This is a genomic window from Gemmatimonadota bacterium (assembly GCA_040388535.1).
GTDB lineage: Bacteria > Gemmatimonadota > Gemmatimonadetes > Gemmatimonadales > GWC2-71-9 > Palsa-1233.
In genome coordinates this window covers 196,266-213,072 of the sequence record JAZKBR010000002.1, presented here as the reverse complement: position 1 = coordinate 213,072, position 16,807 = coordinate 196,266, and the positions used below count along the sequence as shown (strand labels likewise).

The 16,807-nt window shown below is 65.3% G+C and carries 13 protein-coding genes; 6 read left to right on the top strand and 7 right to left on the bottom strand.

Going from position 1 to position 16,807, the window contains the following annotated elements:
* The first annotated feature begins 58 nt into the window (after positions 1–58).
* Positions 59–1,015 (top strand): NAD(P)H-quinone oxidoreductase, encoded by a 957-nt coding sequence (locus tag V4558_04540; GenBank protein ID MES2304747.1) that lies wholly within the window; start codon positions 59–61, stop codon positions 1,013–1,015.
* Between the two features lie 111 nt (positions 1,016–1,126).
* Here the strand turns inward: V4558_04540 and asnB are convergent, their stop codons facing one another.
* Both asnB and V4558_04530 read right to left on the bottom strand, forming a co-directional pair.
* Positions 1,127–2,965, bottom strand: coding sequence for an asparagine synthase (glutamine-hydrolyzing) (asnB, locus tag V4558_04535; protein MES2304746.1), 1,839 nt, complete (start codon positions 2,963–2,965; stop codon positions 1,127–1,129).
* A gap of 65 nt (positions 2,966–3,030) precedes the next feature.
* A complete protein-coding gene (locus tag V4558_04530; protein ID MES2304745.1) occupies positions 3,031–4,275 on the bottom strand; it encodes a hypothetical protein in 1,245 nt (414 codons plus the stop codon).
* Between the two features lie 74 nt (positions 4,276–4,349).
* On the opposite strand from V4558_04530, the gene V4558_04525 reads away from it, so the two are divergent.
* Together V4558_04525 and V4558_04520 are read left to right on the top strand one after the other, a co-directional pair.
* Entirely contained in the window at positions 4,350–5,675 is a 1,326-nt protein-coding gene (locus tag V4558_04525) for an MFS transporter (GenBank protein MES2304744.1), read from the top strand.
* 63 nt (positions 5,676–5,738) lie between these two features.
* Complete coding sequence (locus V4558_04520; GenBank protein ID MES2304743.1) at positions 5,739–7,712, top strand: M28 family peptidase; 1,974 nt, start codon at positions 5,739–5,741, stop codon at positions 7,710–7,712.
* Positions 7,713–7,790: 78 nt separating this feature from the next.
* On the opposite strand, the gene V4558_04515 is transcribed toward V4558_04520, so the two are convergent.
* From V4558_04515 to V4558_04495, 5 genes are all read right to left on the bottom strand, one after another.
* The gene (locus tag V4558_04515; protein MES2304742.1) at positions 7,791–8,873 is read right to left on the bottom strand and encodes a radical SAM protein; all 1,083 of its coding nucleotides are present in this window, start codon (positions 8,871–8,873) and stop codon (positions 7,791–7,793) included.
* A gap of 390 nt (positions 8,874–9,263) precedes the next feature.
* Positions 9,264–10,256 carry a hypothetical protein gene (locus V4558_04510; protein MES2304741.1) on the bottom strand — a complete coding sequence of 331 codons (993 nt, stop codon included), beginning with the start codon at positions 10,254–10,256 and terminating at the stop codon, positions 9,264–9,266.
* Positions 10,243–10,743, bottom strand: coding sequence for a sigma-70 family RNA polymerase sigma factor (locus V4558_04505; GenBank protein MES2304740.1), 501 nt, complete (start codon positions 10,741–10,743; stop codon positions 10,243–10,245). Before V4558_04505 ends, V4558_04510 begins: the two co-directional genes overlap by 14 nt.
* Entirely contained in the window at positions 10,740–12,929 is a 2,190-nt protein-coding gene (locus V4558_04500) for a VIT domain-containing protein (GenBank protein ID MES2304739.1), read from the bottom strand. The genes V4558_04505 and V4558_04500 overlap by 4 nt, the downstream gene beginning before the upstream one ends.
* A 127-nt stretch (positions 12,930–13,056) precedes the next feature.
* Positions 13,057–13,563 carry a DUF3465 domain-containing protein gene (locus V4558_04495; GenBank protein ID MES2304738.1) on the bottom strand — a complete coding sequence of 169 codons (507 nt, stop codon included), beginning with the start codon at positions 13,561–13,563 and terminating at the stop codon, positions 13,057–13,059.
* A 100-nt stretch (positions 13,564–13,663) separates the two neighbouring features.
* Here V4558_04495 and V4558_04490 point away from each other — a divergent pair, with 100 nt between their 5' ends.
* The 3 genes from V4558_04490 (at position 13,664) to V4558_04480 (ending at position 16,802) form a co-directional block, all read left to right on the top strand.
* Positions 13,664–14,950, top strand: a complete 1,287-nt coding sequence (locus V4558_04490; protein MES2304737.1) for a hypothetical protein — start codon at positions 13,664–13,666, stop codon at positions 14,948–14,950.
* A 93-nt stretch (positions 14,951–15,043) separates the two neighbouring features.
* Positions 15,044–15,403: a hypothetical protein gene (locus tag V4558_04485; GenBank protein ID MES2304736.1), complete on the top strand. Its 360-nt coding sequence runs from the start codon at positions 15,044–15,046 to the stop codon at positions 15,401–15,403.
* Between the two features lie 280 nt (positions 15,404–15,683).
* Positions 15,684–16,802: an acyl-CoA desaturase gene (locus tag V4558_04480; GenBank protein MES2304735.1), complete on the top strand. Its 1,119-nt coding sequence runs from the start codon at positions 15,684–15,686 to the stop codon at positions 16,800–16,802.
* The last annotated feature ends 5 nt before the right edge of the window (positions 16,803–16,807 follow it).

Sequence of the window (16,807 nt, the reverse complement as noted above, 5' to 3'; positions counted from 1 at the left end):
ACGCAGAGACCCGTGCCGCGCGAGCGCGGCACCACCAAGGCCTCCGCTACCTTCCAGCATGCGCGCCGTCATCCTCCCCTCCCTCGAAATCGTCGATCGCCCTGCGCCCGTCGCAGAGGCGGGGCAGGTCGTCGTGGCGGTACACGCCGCGGCGCTCAATCGGGCCGACCTGCTCCAGCGCGTGGGGAAGTATCCGGCGCCCCCGGGATGGCCCGACGACATTCCCTGCATGGAGTACGCGGGGAGCGTCGTGGCCTGCGGCAGCGGCGTGACGCGATGGACTGTTAGGGACAAGGTGATGGGGCTCGTGGGCGGTGGAGCTGCCGCCGAGCAACTGGTGGTGCACGAGAGCGAAGTGTTGCGCGTGCCGGATGGCATGTCATTCCACGATGCCGCAGCGATTCCCGAAGCGTTTCTTACCGCGTGGGATGCCCTGGTGCTGCGCGGCAAGGCGCAGCGCGGCGACCGCGTGCTGGTCCATACCATTGGCAGCGGGGTGGGCACGGCCGCCGCACAACTCGCCCGGTTGCTTGACCTCGAATTGATCGGCACCTCGCGCACCGCAGAGAAACTCGCGCGCTGCCTCCCGCTCGGGATGACCCGCGGTGTGCTCACCACGCACCCCGACTGGCCAGCCGAGGTTGGCGCACCGGTGAACGTGATTGTCGACACGCTCGGCGCCGAGGCGCTCGACGCCAACATCGGGTTGCTCGCGAAGCGGGGTCGGTTGGTGGTGCTGGGCACCCTCACTGGCGGACGCGCGGCGGGAATCGACTTGGGTGTGGTGCTGCGCCACCGACTGGAAATCATCGGCACCGCGATGCGGGTGCGGACGCTGCCGGAGCGCGCCGAATTGATCGCGCGATTCAGCGTGGAGGTGCTGCCGTACTTCGCGACCGGTGTGCTGCGGCCGATCGTGGAAAGCGTGGTGCCGATGCGGGATGCCGCTCGCGGATACGACCTGCTCACCAGCAACGCGACCTTCGGCAAGGTCGTGCTGGCATGGGACAGATAGCGGGAAGCGAGGCTGGGCATGGTGGCATCCGAAGCAGTGATACCGAAGATACACCGAAAGTGCGAAAACGTCAAATCCAGTAAAAACTCTCAGAAAACTGCAGAAATTGCCTCATTTCCCTCCAAAAAAAGCCGTTTTCCAGCTCTCCAGTGCCAGCAGCGTCCAGAGGGCTTCGGCGTGATCGGCCCGGCCACTTCGGTGTTCGGCGATCAGCGTTTCGAGGACCGGGCGGGGGAGCAATCGCCGGCTCAGGCTCGTTTCGGCCACGATCAGATCGAGCCGGCCGCCGAGACCGCTGGCATCGCGGAGCCACGGCGCGAGTGGAAAGGAGAAACCGTTCTTGGCCCGCCAGGCGAGTGGCTTCGAGAGATAGCGCTCGGCAATCCGCTTGAGCAGCCACTTGCCGGTGCTGCCGCGAAGTCGGTTGCGGTCCGGAATGCGAAACGCCAGCTCCACGAGACGATGATCGAGGAACGGCACCCGGGTCTCGACCCCGTGGGCCATGCTCATCTTGTCCTGGCGCATCAGGATCGGCGGCAGGTAACTCTTGAGATCGTAGTAGAGCGCCTGATTGAGCGGTGAGGTGCCGCTCGCCCGGGCCAGCAACGTGGCGCGTCGCGTGATGGTCTGCTGTACTGCCGCCGGGTCGAGGTGCGTGGCGAAGTCGCCGAAGCCGCGCGCCGTACTCAGGGCGATGAACTCGTGCGGTGATCGGGTCAGCGCGAGCTGCAACGAGGCGAGTCGCCCCGAGGTGCGAGCGGGGAGGAGTGGTGCGAAGGGAATGAGCCAGCGACGCGCGGCGGCATGTTTCTGGAGCCACGCATATCGATGGTATCCCGCGAAGGTCTCGTCGGCCCCTTCACCGGTGAGCAGCACCGTGGCGAAGGGTTTCGCGGCGCGACAGAGCGAGTAGATCCCCGCCGAGTTGGAGTGCGCCAGCGGTTCGTCGTGATGCCAGGTGAGGGTGTCGAGGGCGTCGACGAAATCGCGCTGCTGCTGAACGACTTCGTGGTGCCCGGTGTGATAGCGCGATGACACCGCGCGCGCTTCGGCAAATTCACTGAATCCCGGCTCGGCAAATCCCGCGGTGAAGCTCTGCACCTGCGGCTGTCCGGGACGTGCCATCGCCGCGGTGACCAGCGCGGAGTCGATGCCGCCACTGAGCTGCACCCCGATCGGTACATCGCCGACTTCCTGGAGCTCCACGCTCTCCAGCAGGAGGGCGAGCACATCTTCTTCGAGTTCGGATTCCGGTGCATCGAGCAGTGACGCGAAGGCGATGTCCCAGTATTGCTGTGTGCAGATCTCGCCGTCGGCGCTGACCGTGAGCGAGTGCCCCGGCAGCAGCGCATTGATGCCGTGGAAGAGCGTCTGTTCGTCGGCCAGCGAGCGATAGAGGAGCTGTTCGGGGAGGCGCGCATCGTTGATGCGTGGCGTGATTCCCGGCAGCGCGAAGAACGCCTTGATCTCGGACGCGAAGTGAAAGACGCCACCGGCGCTGTGATAGTAGAGCGGCTTGATGCCGAGACGATCGCGAGCGAGAAAGAGTGTGCCGTGGGCGCGATCATAGAGCGCGAAGGCGAACATGCCGTTGAAGCGATCGACGCACGCCGGTCCCCACTGCTGCCACGCCGCGAGGATGACTTCGGTGTCGGAGCGGGAACGGAACCGGTGGCCATGCTGCTCGAGTTCGCGACGCAGCGCCTCGAAATTGTAGATCTCGCCGTTGTGCACCACGACGACATTGCCGTCGCCGCTCGTCATCGGCTGGGCCGCGAGATCACTCAGGTCGATGATCCTGAGGCGACGATGGCCCAGGCCAATGTGTCCATCGATGTAGAGATCGGCGCCATCGGGGCCGCGATGCGCCATCGCGTCGCGCATCTCGCGCAGCACCTCCGGTGCCACGGTGGTGCCGCGCGGCTGCACGATGCCGCAGATGCCGCACACGGTCAGGTCACCGTGCGTGATCGGGGAGATGGTTCTGCGGCACTCGGGTCACTCGCGGGCTCCTGTCAGCCGGTCACTGCAATATCACTCGAGGCGTGTGCCTCGCGTGGTCGCCGCCGGATCACCTGACCGCGCAAGAGTGGGGCCGCCCGGGATGGAGCATTCCCGGCGGGACGCTGGAGCACCTGCCGCACGCCATCGAGCGCCTGTTGCAACGCGGCGGCTTCGGGGCGGGCCTGCGCCACCGGATCGGGCCAGAGTTCGAGTTGCACGTGAGTATCGCGCAACGCATCGGCCACGAGGGTCACGCTGCGCACGGCCACCCGGCGTGCGAGTACCGCATCGAGTGCGCGACAGGCGGCGTGCCAGAGATCGGTATCGAGCGCCCACGGTGGCAACCGGATGGCGCGTTCGGCGGTGGCATCATCGACGTGCCGCACAGTGACCAGCAATCGCCCCGCGGTGAAGTTGCGCGCCCGCAGGCGACGGCCGAGGCGCTCGCTGAGCGGCCGCAACATGGCATGGAGTGCCGTGCGATCGTTGGTGTCGGTCGCGAGCAGATGCGTCACGCGACACTCGGCCCGCACCTCGGGCGGAATCACCGGGCGCAGGTCGATCCCCTGGGCGTGGGTGTAGAGGGTGCGGCCGGCCGCCCCGAAGACCACGCGCAACGGCTGTTCGCCGAGTGCCGCCACTTCGCCGATCCGTTCGAGGTGATAGTCATCGAGCCGTTCACGCACGCGGTCGGGCACGTCGGGAAGCAGCGTCACGAGTTCGGGAGCGAGGAAGGCGGCCTCGTGCCCCGCCGACACCGACCAGATCTCGGCCCCCGATTCCCGCTTCACTACGGTGGCGGCGGCCTCACTCACCAGCTTGTTGACGGCTACACCCACGGCGAGGGGGAGCGAGAGTCGGCTGCTCGCTTCGCGCTCGAGTCGGAGTGCCACGTCCACCGCCGACCCGAAGAGTCCTTCGGTGCCGGTGATGTCGAGATAGGCGTGGCCCCAGCCGCGCGGTTCAATCACCGGGGCCACCCGCGCGAGGATTTCGTGCAGCGCCCGGTGCGCGGCGGCATAGCGACGCGGGTTGGGGGGACGCACCACCAGATCGGGGCAGATCTTCCGCGCCAGGGCAACGGCCATCCCCCGGCTCAGCCCGGCACTCCGCGCCTCGGCGCTCACGGCCAGGAGCACCGCCCGGTCGGCGGCGAGGGGGGCAATGGCCAGCGGACGCCGGCGCAGCTGCGGATCGCCCAGGACTTCGACGGTGGTGCAGAAGGCAGGCGGGTCCACGAAGAGGATGGTGCGCATATCGCTAAACCGAAGATACACCGAAAGCGGGTAAGGGGTAGATTGGGGGATCGCGGGACCCAGCTGAGGTAGCCATGACGGCAGTTGCAGCGACATCGCCCAACGATCGGGATCAGCCCCGGGTGATCTGGTCTTGGGCCCTGTACGACTGGGCCAATTCGGCCTTCACCACGCTGGTGGTGACCTTCATCTACGCCACCTATTTCACCAAGGCGATGGCGCCCGACGAAGTCACGGGCACGGCGTGGTGGTCGCGCGCGGTGGCCATCAGTGCGCTGCTCACAGCAGTGATGTCGCCGCTCCTGGGCGCAGCCGCCGATCGCAGCGGCGCGCGCAAGCGCTTCCTGGCGGTGAGCACCATCATCAGCATCATCGCCACCACGCTGCTGGCCTTCGTGGCACCGGGGACGGCACACGCCGGGCTGATTGCGCTGATCCTCTTCGTGATGGCCGAGATGGCGTTCGAGGCAGGCAACGTGTTCTACAACGCATTCCTGCCGACGATTGCGTCGCAGGAGCGGATCGGTCGCGTGTCGGGCTACGGCTGGGGACTCGGCTATGTCGGTGGGCTCGTTTGTCTCGGCATCGCGCTCGTCGGCTTTGTGCAGCCGGAGGTGCCGTGGTTCGGGATCTCCAAGGTGGCAGGCTGGAATATTCGGGCGACCAACCTGCTGGTGGCAGTGTGGTTCGGGCTCTTCTCGCTGCCGATTTTTCTGGTCGTGCCCGAGCGCCACATTGCTGGGGCCACCATTTCCTTCCGCGCGGCGCTCGCGGAAATGGCGCAGACGGCGCGAGATATCCGGCACTATCGCGAGATCGTTCGCTTCCTGGTCGCGCGACTCATCTTCAACGATGGCCTGGTCACGGTGTTCGCGTTCGGCGGGATCTACGCGGCCGGCACTTTCGGGATGTCATTCTCCGAGGTGATTCTCTTCGGCGTGGCGCTGAATGTCGCCTCGGGGCTCGGGGCGTTTCTCTTCGGGTTCGTCGACGACCGGATCGGCGGCAAGCGCACCATTCTCTGGTCGCTGGTCGCGCTCACGATTGCCACCGCCCTCGCGGTCTGGGCGCCGACCCGCGCGTGGTTCTGGGTCGCGGGGATTCTCATCGGGATCTTCGTCGGACCGAACCAGTCGGCATCACGGTCGTTGATGGGGCGCTTCATACCGGCGAAGCACCAGGCCGAGTTCTTCGGCTTCTTCGCCTTCTCGGGGAAAGCGACGGCGTTCATGGGGCCGCTGCTGCTCGGCGTGGTCACCACGGCCTTCGGATCACAGCGCGCTGGAGTGGCCACGGTCATCGGATTCTTCGTGATCGGGGGCGTGCTGCTGCTATCGGTCGACGAACCGCGCGGGATCGCGACGGCCCAGGCTGCAGACAGAGGAATCAACCCGGCGTGATGACTGCTCGTATCACTAAGTAGTTCCCCTCAGATGATTTCTCATTCTCATTGGAGTACACGCGTGTCCATTGCACGTCGGTCGGCGCATTCCCTTGCGCTGCTGCTCGTCCCGGCCGTTCTGGTGGCCCAGGCGCCGCTCAACAAGTACGGCTATCCCGAGAAGCACACTCCCAAGCCCACGACGGCCGCGATCAGTGCCGCCGACCTGATGACGCGACTCTACATCTTTGCCGACGACTCGATGGAAGGGCGACAGGTCGGGCGCGTAGGCAACATGAAGGGGACCAACTACATCGCGGGTGAGCTCAAGCGGCTCAAGATCGAGCCCGCTGGCGAGAACGGTGGCTACTTCCAGACGCTGCCCTACATCCAGCGCAAGTTCACCGAGCAGTCGACGCTGACGGTCGATGGCAAGGCGCTCCGCTTCAACGCCGACTTCGTGCCGGTGCCGGGTGCAGTTGCACCAAAGTCGGTTTCGGGTGCGACGGTGATCTACGGTGGTGTTGCCGGCGATACGACGAAGCAGATCACGGCGGCAGAGGCGGCAGGCAAGTTCGTGATTCTCTCGCCAGCGGTGCGACCGGCCGGAGCGCCTGCTGGAGGCCCTGGAGGCGGTCGCGGCAACTTCGGCGGTGGCGGGCCTGCTGCCGGGCGATTCGCCGGGGCGGTGGCCGTGGCGACGATCGATCTTGATGCGCTCTCGTTGACGGCCCGTGCTGCAATCAACAACCCCGCGGCGACGATGGCGCGTGCCACGCCGGGTGCGCGCCCTGGTGGCAGTGATATCGTCGTGAACAAGAACGGCCAGGTCGGCGTGGTGCGCGGTGGCGCGCTGGTGTCGGGTGTGCTGCCCGCGGGCCAGACGGCGGGTGGGGTGCAGGCGTATGCCGATTCGATCGCGCGGGCCGACTCGATTGCACGTGCGGCGCGTCCAGCTGGTGCAGCGGGTGGACGCGGACAGGGTGGCTTCAATGGTGGCGCGCCGGCAAATACCGGCGCACCGGCTGCCTCGTTCCGGATCACCAGCGCCGCTGCGGCATCGCTGCTCGGCAAGAGCGTTGACGGGCTCGCGCCCGGCACCACCGGTGGTTCTGCATCCGCCTCGTTGAATTACACCGAGACGTCGACCAACTACGGCCGCAACGTCGTGGCCGTGATTCGTGGCAGCGATCCGAAGCTGCGCGGCGAGTACGTCGCGATCGGTGGCCACAACGACCATATCGGCTACCGCGCCGTGGCGGTGGATCACGACTCGGCTCGCGCCGCCGCGAGCATGCGGCTCAAGATGCAGATGTCGACCGGCGACCTGCTGGCGCTGACGCCGGAGCAGGCGGCATCGGTCAAGGTGAATGTCGATTCGCTCCGGAAGATTCGCCCGGCACGTGCTGACTCGATCAATAACGGCGCCGATGATGACGGCTCCGGCTCGATGGGCGTCCTTGAAATCGCCGAGGCGATCTCGAAGATGCCGGTGAAGCCGAAGCGCTCGATTCTCTTTGTGTGGCACACCGGCGAAGAGGCCGGCCTGGTCGGTTCGTCGTACTTCGCGTCGAATCCGACGGTGTCGATCGACTCGATCGTGACCCAGATCAACATCGACATGATCGGCCGCGGCCGGGCCGAAGATGTCATTGGCGGCGGCGATAACTACGTCGGCGTGCTCGGTGCCAATCGCCTCTCCGGCGATCTCGGGCGGATCATGGCCGAGGTGAATGCCAAGCGGACCAAGCCGATCGGCCTCGACAGCCGTTTCGATGACCCGACGCTGGGGACGCCTGTGAACGGTGTGGTGCACTGGCCCGGCTACAACAACATCTACGGCCGCAGCGATCACGCGAACTATTCCAACAAGTGCGTGCCGATCGTCTTCTTCTTCACCGGCCTGCACGGCGACTATCACCAGATTACCGATGAAGCGCAGTACATCGACTATCCGCACTATGCGCGGATCACCAGCTTCATCAAGGATCTTGCGGTGGCGGTCGGCAACGCCCCGGTGCGCCCGGCGCTCGACAATGCCTGCGTCCGGCGCTAGTGCGCTGAGGTAGCGGTCAAGGTTCCAACGAAGAAACCCGGCAACCACGATCTGGTTGCCGGGTTTCTCGCATCCGGATCAGCGGGGTGCGCCCCACAGATCCGTCTGCTCCTCGGTCGCGGTGTGCGACCATCGGTTGTTGAAGGTGCGATCACGGGCCGCGCGCGGCAGGTCGATCTCGTCGAGGATGCTCGCAAGCCGAGCCTTGAGTGCGTCGGCGTAGTCGCGACGCACGCCGTTTCGCAGCTCGTAGTGCTGGCGATAGCGCACCGCGAGGGCGGGGCGCTCCCGTTCGAGCCAGGGCATCAGGGTATGCCGGGTGGCACGACCCATTCGCAGCGGATCGCCTGCAGCCCACGACGCCCCGGCGTGCTTCGCAGCGAGGAGGAGGGCGTGCAGGGCTTCGCGATCATCGGTGAGGCCGGGGAGGATCGGGGCGAGCAAAAGTCCGACCGGCACGCCGGCATCGGCAAGAATTCGCATGGCGCGAAGCCGGGCCGCGGGAATCGGCGTGCGCGGTTCGAGTTGACGGAGCAGCGGTGCGTCGAGTGAGGCGAGCGAGATGTGCACCGAGATGCGATGACGCTCGCTCAGTTGCGCGAGCAGCGCGGCGTCGCGCGCAATCAGCGCCGACTTGGTAATGATGCCGATGTGCAGCCCCTGATGCTGACGCAACAACTCGAGCAACGACCGGGTGAGCTTGAAGCGCCGTTCGGCTGGCTGGTACGGATCGGTCGCGGTGCCGATCACGATCGGGAGCGATCCGACGCGTTCGGGGGTGAGTGTCTTCGCGAGCACAGCCGCGGCGCCCTGCTTGATGAGAATGCGCTGCTCGAATGCCTTGGCGGCCGGAAGCGAGGCAGCCTCACGAGCAGTCGCCGGTGCACCTGGCCGGTTGGCCGCGCGCTCCACGGTCCAGCGGTGGGTTTCTCGGGCATAGCAGTAGGTGCAACCGAACTCGCAGCCGATGTAGGGGTTGATCGACCAGAAGATCATCCCGGTCGCTGCGGGGGCATTGAGGATCCCTTTCGGTGGCACCGAGAGGAAACGCGTGGTGCGGTTGCCCCGCTGATCGGCCTGCTCGAGTTCGACCCACGCCGCATAGGTGCGCGGCGGTGCCTTGCTCCCACCCGGGGGAAGCGCGGACTGGGGGGTTGTCACCCGCACTTCCCCCAGCCGCAGGCGAGGCAGGTGACGCACCCCGAGGTATGGGCGAGGTGACCGTTACAGTCAGGGCAGTTGGCTAACCGCGCACTGGCAAATGGGTTAGGCAACGGGCGCTCGCTTGGACGCGGGCGCGCTGGAGTACGGTCTGCGGCAATGCGGGCGAGCGTGGGAGGGATGAGCATGGGGATGCCCTGCTTTCGGGGTACGTTCGGTTTACGGTACCGAATATACGCCGAAAGAGATCTGCGTCAAATGGAGGCAGGGATGATGGATGGTGGGGGATGGGTGATGGGTGATGGGTGATGGGTGACGGCTGATGGGTCTGGTACAGGTGCCGAAACGGTTCGGCTCGTATCCATGATCCATCATCCATCATCCATCATCCTATTCCCGCACCAATTTCCGGAGCTTCGCGAGTGAGTCGGCGTTGAAATCGCGCGGTCCGGTGAGTCGCCAGGTAATGACCCCGTCGAGCAGCTGCTCTGACAGGATCAATTCTCCCGTCGCCACTGAATAGATCACCCGCACTTCAGTGCCGTGCGCTTCGAGCCGCCTCGGAACCGCTCCGTCAATCAGTCGAATGCGTCCGCCGAGGAGTCGCATGGCATCCGGCAGCTGAATGGTGTCAGCCCGGAAGGGTGAGCTATCGACCAATGCACCATCGATCAGCTGCTTCGAGGTGGCTTTGTCGCGCGCGAGGAACTGGCGTTCGCCGTCGCTGCGACGCGAGGCGATCCCGGAAAGTGCCTCACGCACCGCCCCAGAAGCTGATCCGCCGACCGGAGGCGCGGCCGCAGCTACCGGTGCGGGAGCGGGAATCGTTGCTGACGCTTCGGCCCGAATGCGGGCATCCTCGGCGACATTGGCTGATGCTTTACCGTTGAGCAGATTACGATCCTCGGTCGCTTGAGGCGAAGCCGCTGACTTGGCGGCTGGCTCATTGCTTCGCATGACTGGCGGTGGCGGCAGCACATTTTCCTTCGACCGCTCGGCCGGTTGTTGCGCAACGGCAGTGTTGTTCGCACCTGCCAGCGCATTCGCCGATTCCGGGGCGGGCAGTGGCAACAACGGCGCCGACCGGCGTGCGGCATAGCCGAGGGCGACTGCGAGCACCAACGATGCGGCCCAGGCAACCGGAGTGACCCAGCGCAGCGGGCGGCGAACTGGCAGCGGCGTCACCTCCGCCGCCGGCGGTGCAGTGGGGAAATCCAGGACTTCGATCAACTCGTCGGCCTCGGCCATCATTGCCTGTGCTCGCTCCAGACGCCCGCGACACTCGGCACAACTCGCCAGATGCGCCGTGATCGGTGGCAGCTCGCTGGATGGAACCTCGCCATCGAGCAACTCGTGGATCATTCCGTCATCAAGATGCGGCATCGTGCTGCTCCTTCCCTGCGCGATACGCCTCGACCAGCCGGGCGCGGGCACGCGAGAGTGTGGTACCAATGGCGCCGCGCGACAACCCGAGTGTGGCGGCAATATCATCGTAGCTGAAGCCTTCGGCCTTGAGCAGCAAGGCATCGCGATCGCGCTCGGTCAGGGTGTCGAGCGCAGAGCGTACGGCCGCGATCCTGTCATTGCGATCGAGAATGTCGTCCGGGGCTTCGGCGGCCGCTTGCTGCTCGGCCTTGTACAACACCAGTCGCCGGTCGCGAGTCGTGCGGTTGCGTCCTTCCTCGCGCAGGAGGTTGAGCGCGACAGCGAAGAGCCAGGGGCGCGGATTGCGCGGCGGTGCCACCACGGCACGCGCAAAGACTTCCTGAGCAATCTCCTCGGCACGATCGGCGTCACCCGTGCGGCGGGTCAACATCCGCACGAGCGACGCGTGGTACTCCTCGAAGAGTGCTGCGATCGGTCCGCTCACCTGCCCTCGAATTCCCGGAGGAAACGCTCGAGTGCGCCTGGTGCCCACTCGCTCACGCCGCCATCGGCCACCTTGAGGCTCGCCCGACTACCGCCCAATAGCAACGGCGTGCCGACTCCCAGGGCCTCGGCGAGTGCTGGCCGAGCGGCGACGAGATCGAAGTAGGCGCGGCTGAAGGGTGCGACGCTGATCACTTTGAGCGAGTCGCGAGCGCCGGCGTCGGTCCAGACGCCATTGCGAAGCGAGAAGATCCGTCCGCCCGCGCGTCGCAGCTGACCCGGGATTTCGTCCACACTGCGGCCATCGACCAACTGCTTCGAGGTAACCTGGTCCATCCGTGCTTCGACGGCGCGATTCGCGGCCGCGAGGGTGTTGCTTCCCGACATGCTGGCGCTGGCTTTCGCCGCATCGAACGCGCGCTGTCCGGTCATCTCGCGCGCGGCCATCGCGCCACCCACGGCCGGTGCCGGCGGCGCGCTCGCGAGGGTGCCTGGCTCCTGCACCAGATACGAGGTGTATTCGGTGAGGATGCCGTAGCGCAGGCCGAGGTCACGGATCTGGGCGATGAGCCGTGGGCTTGACCCTTCGAGGCGAAGCTGGCGGCTCAATTCTCCGATGCGCCGTGCGGCCCAGAGTGGTGCGATGTAGTCGTTACCGGCATTGTGGCGCGTGAACTCGCCCGTGACGGTGAAGCGTTCACGACGACCGTTGCGGGTCCCTTCGATGACCACCGGGCCATTCCCTTCGCCGCGGTAACGCGCAAGCACTACCAGCTCCTCACCGTAGAAGAGATCAGGAAGGACTGCGGGAGCTTCATCGAGAAAGCGTACCGGGGCATCGACGATGCGCAGGTCGACCAGCGCCGGGTGCGACATCCGGGTCATCACGCCGCCGACGGCGTCACCCACGTCGGCGCCGGGCGCGACGTAGGTGGCACTGCCGCGCCCCTCAACGGCGAGGCGATCGAGCAGATAGGTGTTGACATCTTGCCCCACACCCACGGTGAAGATGCGCGTGCGGCCGATATGTGCCGAGGCGCCCGCCGCGATGCGATCCGGGGCTTGCTCGCCGACGGACGGAATACCATCGGTGAGCAGGAAGACCAACGCCATCCGCTCGGGGTCGGCACGAACGGCGAGGGCCGCATCGATGGCGCCTTCGAGATTGGTGCCACCATTGGGGTTGAGCGCGTCGACGAAGCCGTTGGCCTCGCGCAGGGAGGCCGAAGTCACGGCGGTGAAACCTTCGCGAAACTGACGCACGGCGCTGCTGAAGGCGATGACGCGGAAGCGGTCACCGGTGCGCAGGCCACGCAATGCCTGATGCACTGCGCGCTTTGCCTGCTCCATTTTTTCACCACTCATCGAACCGGAGATATCGACGACGAATGTGAGGTCACGTGCCACCACGGCGTTTTCTTCGGCGGCTGGCGGCGCGAGGAAGAGCAGCGCGAAACCATCTTCGCCGGGTTCCGCATGGGTGAGGACGGTGCCACCGATGAGGCCGCGACGGAACGGAAGGACCAGGTCGATGTCGCCACGCACCGGCGGGGTCACGCTGATGTGCAGCGTGCCGTCGCGGCGCGACTGGGTGATCGGATGGCTCGGCGAGTACGTCGTTGCGAATTCGCGTTCGCGCGCCACATCGATTCCGACGGTCACCGGCGCATCACCGCGATCACCCGCCGCATAGCGCAGCCGCAGGGCATCGCCATCGCGGGCTAGCAGCTGGGTGAAACGGAGAATCACAGTGCGGGTTTCCCCAGGCTGCACCGGGAAGACCTGCGCGCGAATGAGTCCGTGGCCCGCGAGCGTGAGCAGGGCAGGATCCTTGAGGCGCCGCACGATCCCTTCATAGATGGTGCGCGCCTGCTCGGCGTTCATCATCTCGCCCTTGAGTTCCTTCTCGCCTTGAAAGAGGGAGAAATCGCTGAAGACTGCTTCACCGGGCAGGGGATAGAGGTAGGTCCCTTCGGCGATGCCGCCGCCCGTGTTGCGGAAGCGCTCCTCGACTTCGAACTTCGCGACGCGGCCGTCGACGGTGACGTGCACGTTGGAACTCACCCGTGTGATGGCCGGAGAATTCCGGGTCGGGCCAACGGGTCGTTCGATCTCGATCCAGCCCTGAGCGGAGAGGGCAGGCGGGGTAGCAGCCAGCAACAGGGCCGCCAGTGGAGTGCAACGCATGGGATCCTCTCCGGTTCAGGGTTCGGCCGGGAGAGGCGCGTAGCGCGAAAAGCTGCACAGAAGACTAGAGACTAGAGACTAGAGACCAGCGAAGGGGTGGTGGGTGGTGGGTGGTGGGTGATGGGGACTATTGGTATCGGGTCCCTTTCAGATCAACCCAACCTGGTTGGTGCTTGCCAGCGGGGTCCTTGTGGGTCCAGTGGAGCAGGCCGCCCTTCTCGTTCCAGATGTATTCGCCGCGAGCGGTGACCGAATCGCCCATGGCGACTGGCACTCTGCGCGCGAGGTCGAGGTTGTAGACCAACAGCACGGTGAGGTCAGGGGCGATGCGCAGCAGGAATTTCTGATGGCGACTCCCTTCGTTGTCGTCGGGGAGCAAGCGAGCGACGCGACCGATGGCGAAGAGCTCGACGTGGGAGCGTTGCTGGTGGACGGCATCGATCAGTGCCGCATTGCCGGCATTCGGCGCGGGCGCGGTTTGGGGTCGGCTCGGCGCGGGTGTGGCAGGCGCAGCTGCCGGACCAACCGGTTGGCGTCGATCAACGGATCGGACACCACGCTGCACCCACCAGAATGAGGTGACCAGGATGATGACGACGAGGGCGCGACGAGCCTGCCGGGCGGAGAGTGCCATGGCTGCAGGGTAACCCGGATTGCTGGCGGACGCGATCGGACTGTGGCGGGCCGTGCCGCTGGCCCTTAGCTTCCGGAATCCCCCATTCGGTGGCACTTCGATGCGCTTCCCCTCCGTCGTACTCCTCGCAGGTGTGCTCTCTCTTGCCGCGTGCGAGTCGGTCTCCGATTCCGGCCCAACTGGTCCGTTCACGCTATCGCTTCCGGAACCGTGGCCCGGCAGCACGGTGTATGTCAGCTCGCCGGATTTCCGCCGCGGTTTCACATCGGCGACGCTGCGCGTCGACACCTTCACGATTCAACTCACCAAGAGCGCGCTGAACGATTCGACGGTGAGCGGGACCTTGCCCACGAGTGTATCGGGAGAGCTGACCACCGAAGTGACGGTGAATGACACCCGGTTTCCAACTCGGACGCTGACGGTGGCCGGGTTCGCCGGGCTGCGAACGATCCCGGGGAGCACGGCAGCGTTCATAGGGGAGATTTACCCGTGGCTGAAAAGCGGGGTCGCCTCGATCATTGGTGAAACTGACCTTCGAACTCGATTGCTCGATCTGGAGCAGGGAACAGTACGTGATCTCACTTCGGTGCCCGCCGTACCTGACGTCTACCCGGGGGCATCCGCCACCTACCGAGCTGGCGTGTATGCGAGAAAGGGTGCCAACAACACCGTTGATGAGTGGGATTTCAATGGGGCTCCCGTGGTCGAGTCACAAGGCATCTCGTCGCAAACCGGGTGGGTACATACCCGCCTTGGACCCAACCTCTGGATGGCGGGCGACGACGACTACACCTGGTTCTTCACCCGGTCGGGCCCGGGTGCACCATATATCCAATCGGAGCGATTCCCGGCTGCACTCTACGGGACGAACTTTTCTCCGCGGGGTGATCTCCTCGCGATCGTGGGTGCACGCAACCTGGCTCCCTTCCCGGTCTATTCCCTCCCAAGTGGTACTGTGGCCTTCACCGTGCCGATGCGTGCAGTGAGGCAATCGGCTTTCAGCCAGGACGGCAATCTGCTCGTCTCAGTTGGCGAAACTCCTACGCCTGTTCCGAGCCAGCGGCGGCTGGTCATCCAGGACGCAAACAACGGTGCGGTTCGTCTCGACACAACGTTCACGGAAGACATTGTTGCTGTGGCAGGCGACCCGACGCAGCCACGTTTTTACGCTGCGCTGCGGACCGCGACGGGGCAGTTGGTGATCCAGGTCTACTCGACGACCACGTTGCAGCCAATTGCACGCCTGGCGACACCCCAGGCTGATCGTTCTGTGGGCGCTGGCGTGATCGTCGTGAGCCCACTCAAAGGACTCTACTTCTACCTCCCAGAGGACTTGGCGCCGGTCCAGAGTCGTATCTGGCACTTCACGCTGCCTGAGTCGAATTGAAGAGTGAGGCAACCCCCGCTGGTCTTGCTGCTCGCACTGGTAGCATGCGCCCATCCAATCACGTCGACACCTCCCTCCGGGGCGGCGGCGCGGATGCTTATCGGCGAATTCCAGGACGACTACGGCAGCCGATTCACGATCACGTCGGCTGAATGGTTCCAGCAACCGGGGAACCGATTTCACGTGCTGCGCTGGAATCCGGCATCGCAATACCTCATCGCGCAGAATGACTCGAGCAATCGCGGCGAAGGGGGTCGATTCACCCGCATCGACTGGATGCCCCTCCCCGGAATGCCTCCATATGAATGGGGCTTCTGTCTCACCGCCTATGACGCGCCGACCGCAGCGGCTGCGGAGGCAACGGCGCCGCCGCGGCGGGATATTCCGAAAACCGGCTGCAACGGCTTCCCCTTCTCCAGGATGCGCCGCGTCGCTGCGTCGCCAGGCAAGTGAGCCGCGAGGGCGTTCGTGGCCCTTTTCTGGTGTGAATGGCCTCCTCCACCCAAGGGTTGAGTTCTTCGCTCCGAGTGTGTGCGGCCACGGCAACCTTGTCCTTCAAGGGTGCGTAGGGGTTGCAGTTAGCTCGTGAGGTCGTGGCGCGCAGGTCATGCCAACGGGGAATCCGTCCGATTATGAAGGTGTTTCGTGACGGGACGACCGATAGCGGAACCCCCGGCCCCTCCCTAGCTTCAACCACTAGTCCCCCAGTGTTCAACCCAGTGGAGGTCAGTGCGTGACTCGAGGCTGCCCGACGTTCCCGGTACGTGATGGCAATGCATTCCTGCAGGAACTGCGCGTTTCGGTGGATGAGTATTTCGCCCAGAAGGGGATCTCCCAGAAGGCGAATGCCGGGATGGTCTTCAAGACCATCTGCCTGCTGACGCTCACCTTCGGTTCCTACGGATTGATTCTCAGTAACACGCTGTCGCCCCTGGTGATGCTCGGGCTCTGCGTGACCCTGGGACTCGGCATGGCCGGGGTCGGCTTCGCGATCGGTCACGACGCGGTCCACGGCGCCTATTCCAACAACCCGAAGGTCAACCGGGTGATTGGCTGGTCGTTCGACCTGATGGGTGGCAGCAGTTACCTCTGGCGCATCACCCACAACGTGATTCACCATACCTACACCAACATCCACGGTGCCGACGAGGATCTGTCGGTGTCACCGCTGTTGCGCCTCTCGCCTCACGCCCCGCGGGTCTGGTTCCAGCGTTGGCAGGCGTGGTACGCCATCCCGCTGTACGCGATGACGACGCTCTTCTGGGTCTTCGTGAAGGACTACAAGTACCTCTCGGCGAAGGACCTTGGGCCATACGCGGATCGCAAGCACGACTTCAAGGACCTGGTCGGCGTCGGCATCGGCAAGGTGATCTACTACGGTTGGACGTTGCTCATCCCCTTCCTGGTGATCGACCTCCCGTGGTGGCAAATCGTCGTCGGCATGCTGACCGTACACGCCGTGGCCGGCATTGCGCTGGGGATCGTCTTCCAGCTGGCACACGTGGTGGAAGAGACGATGCACCCGATGCCCAACGAAGAGAACGCGATGCCGCAGAGCTGGGTGGTGCACGAGCTGGCCACCACAGCCAACTTCGGCCCCACCAATCGGGTCCTCAACTGGTATGTGGGCGGCCTGAATTTCCAGGTCGAGCACCATCTCTTCCCGAAGGTCTGCAGCATCCACTATCCGGCGCTGAGCCCGATGGTGCGCGAACTGGCGGCGAAGCACGGGCTGCCGTACAACAGCCACCCGACGATGCGCGGGGCGATCCGCTCCCACCTGCGCACCCTCCGCGCCTATGGCCGGACTGATCCGGTTCCCGCCTCGGTCCCGATCCAGGCTGCTGCCTGAGTCGC

Coding starts and splice junctions, on each gene's coding strand:
- V4558_04540 (MES2304747.1), top strand. CDS start 59: ATGCGCGCCGTCATCCTCCCCTCCCTCGAAATCGTCGATCGCCCTGCG.
- V4558_04530 (MES2304745.1), bottom strand. CDS start 4,275: ATGCGCACCATCCTCTTCGTGGACCCGCCTGCCTTCTGCACCACCGTC.
- V4558_04525 (MES2304744.1), top strand. CDS start 4,350: ATGACGGCAGTTGCAGCGACATCGCCCAACGATCGGGATCAGCCCCGG.
- V4558_04510 (MES2304741.1), bottom strand. CDS start 10,256: ATGCCGCATCTTGATGACGGAATGATCCACGAGTTGCTCGATGGCGAG.
- V4558_04500 (MES2304739.1), bottom strand. CDS start 12,929: ATGCGTTGCACTCCACTGGCGGCCCTGTTGCTGGCTGCTACCCCGCCT.
- V4558_04495 (MES2304738.1), bottom strand. CDS start 13,563: ATGGCACTCTCCGCCCGGCAGGCTCGTCGCGCCCTCGTCGTCATCATC.
- V4558_04490 (MES2304737.1), top strand. CDS start 13,664: ATGCGCTTCCCCTCCGTCGTACTCCTCGCAGGTGTGCTCTCTCTTGCC.
- V4558_04485 (MES2304736.1), top strand. CDS start 15,044: ATGCTTATCGGCGAATTCCAGGACGACTACGGCAGCCGATTCACGATC.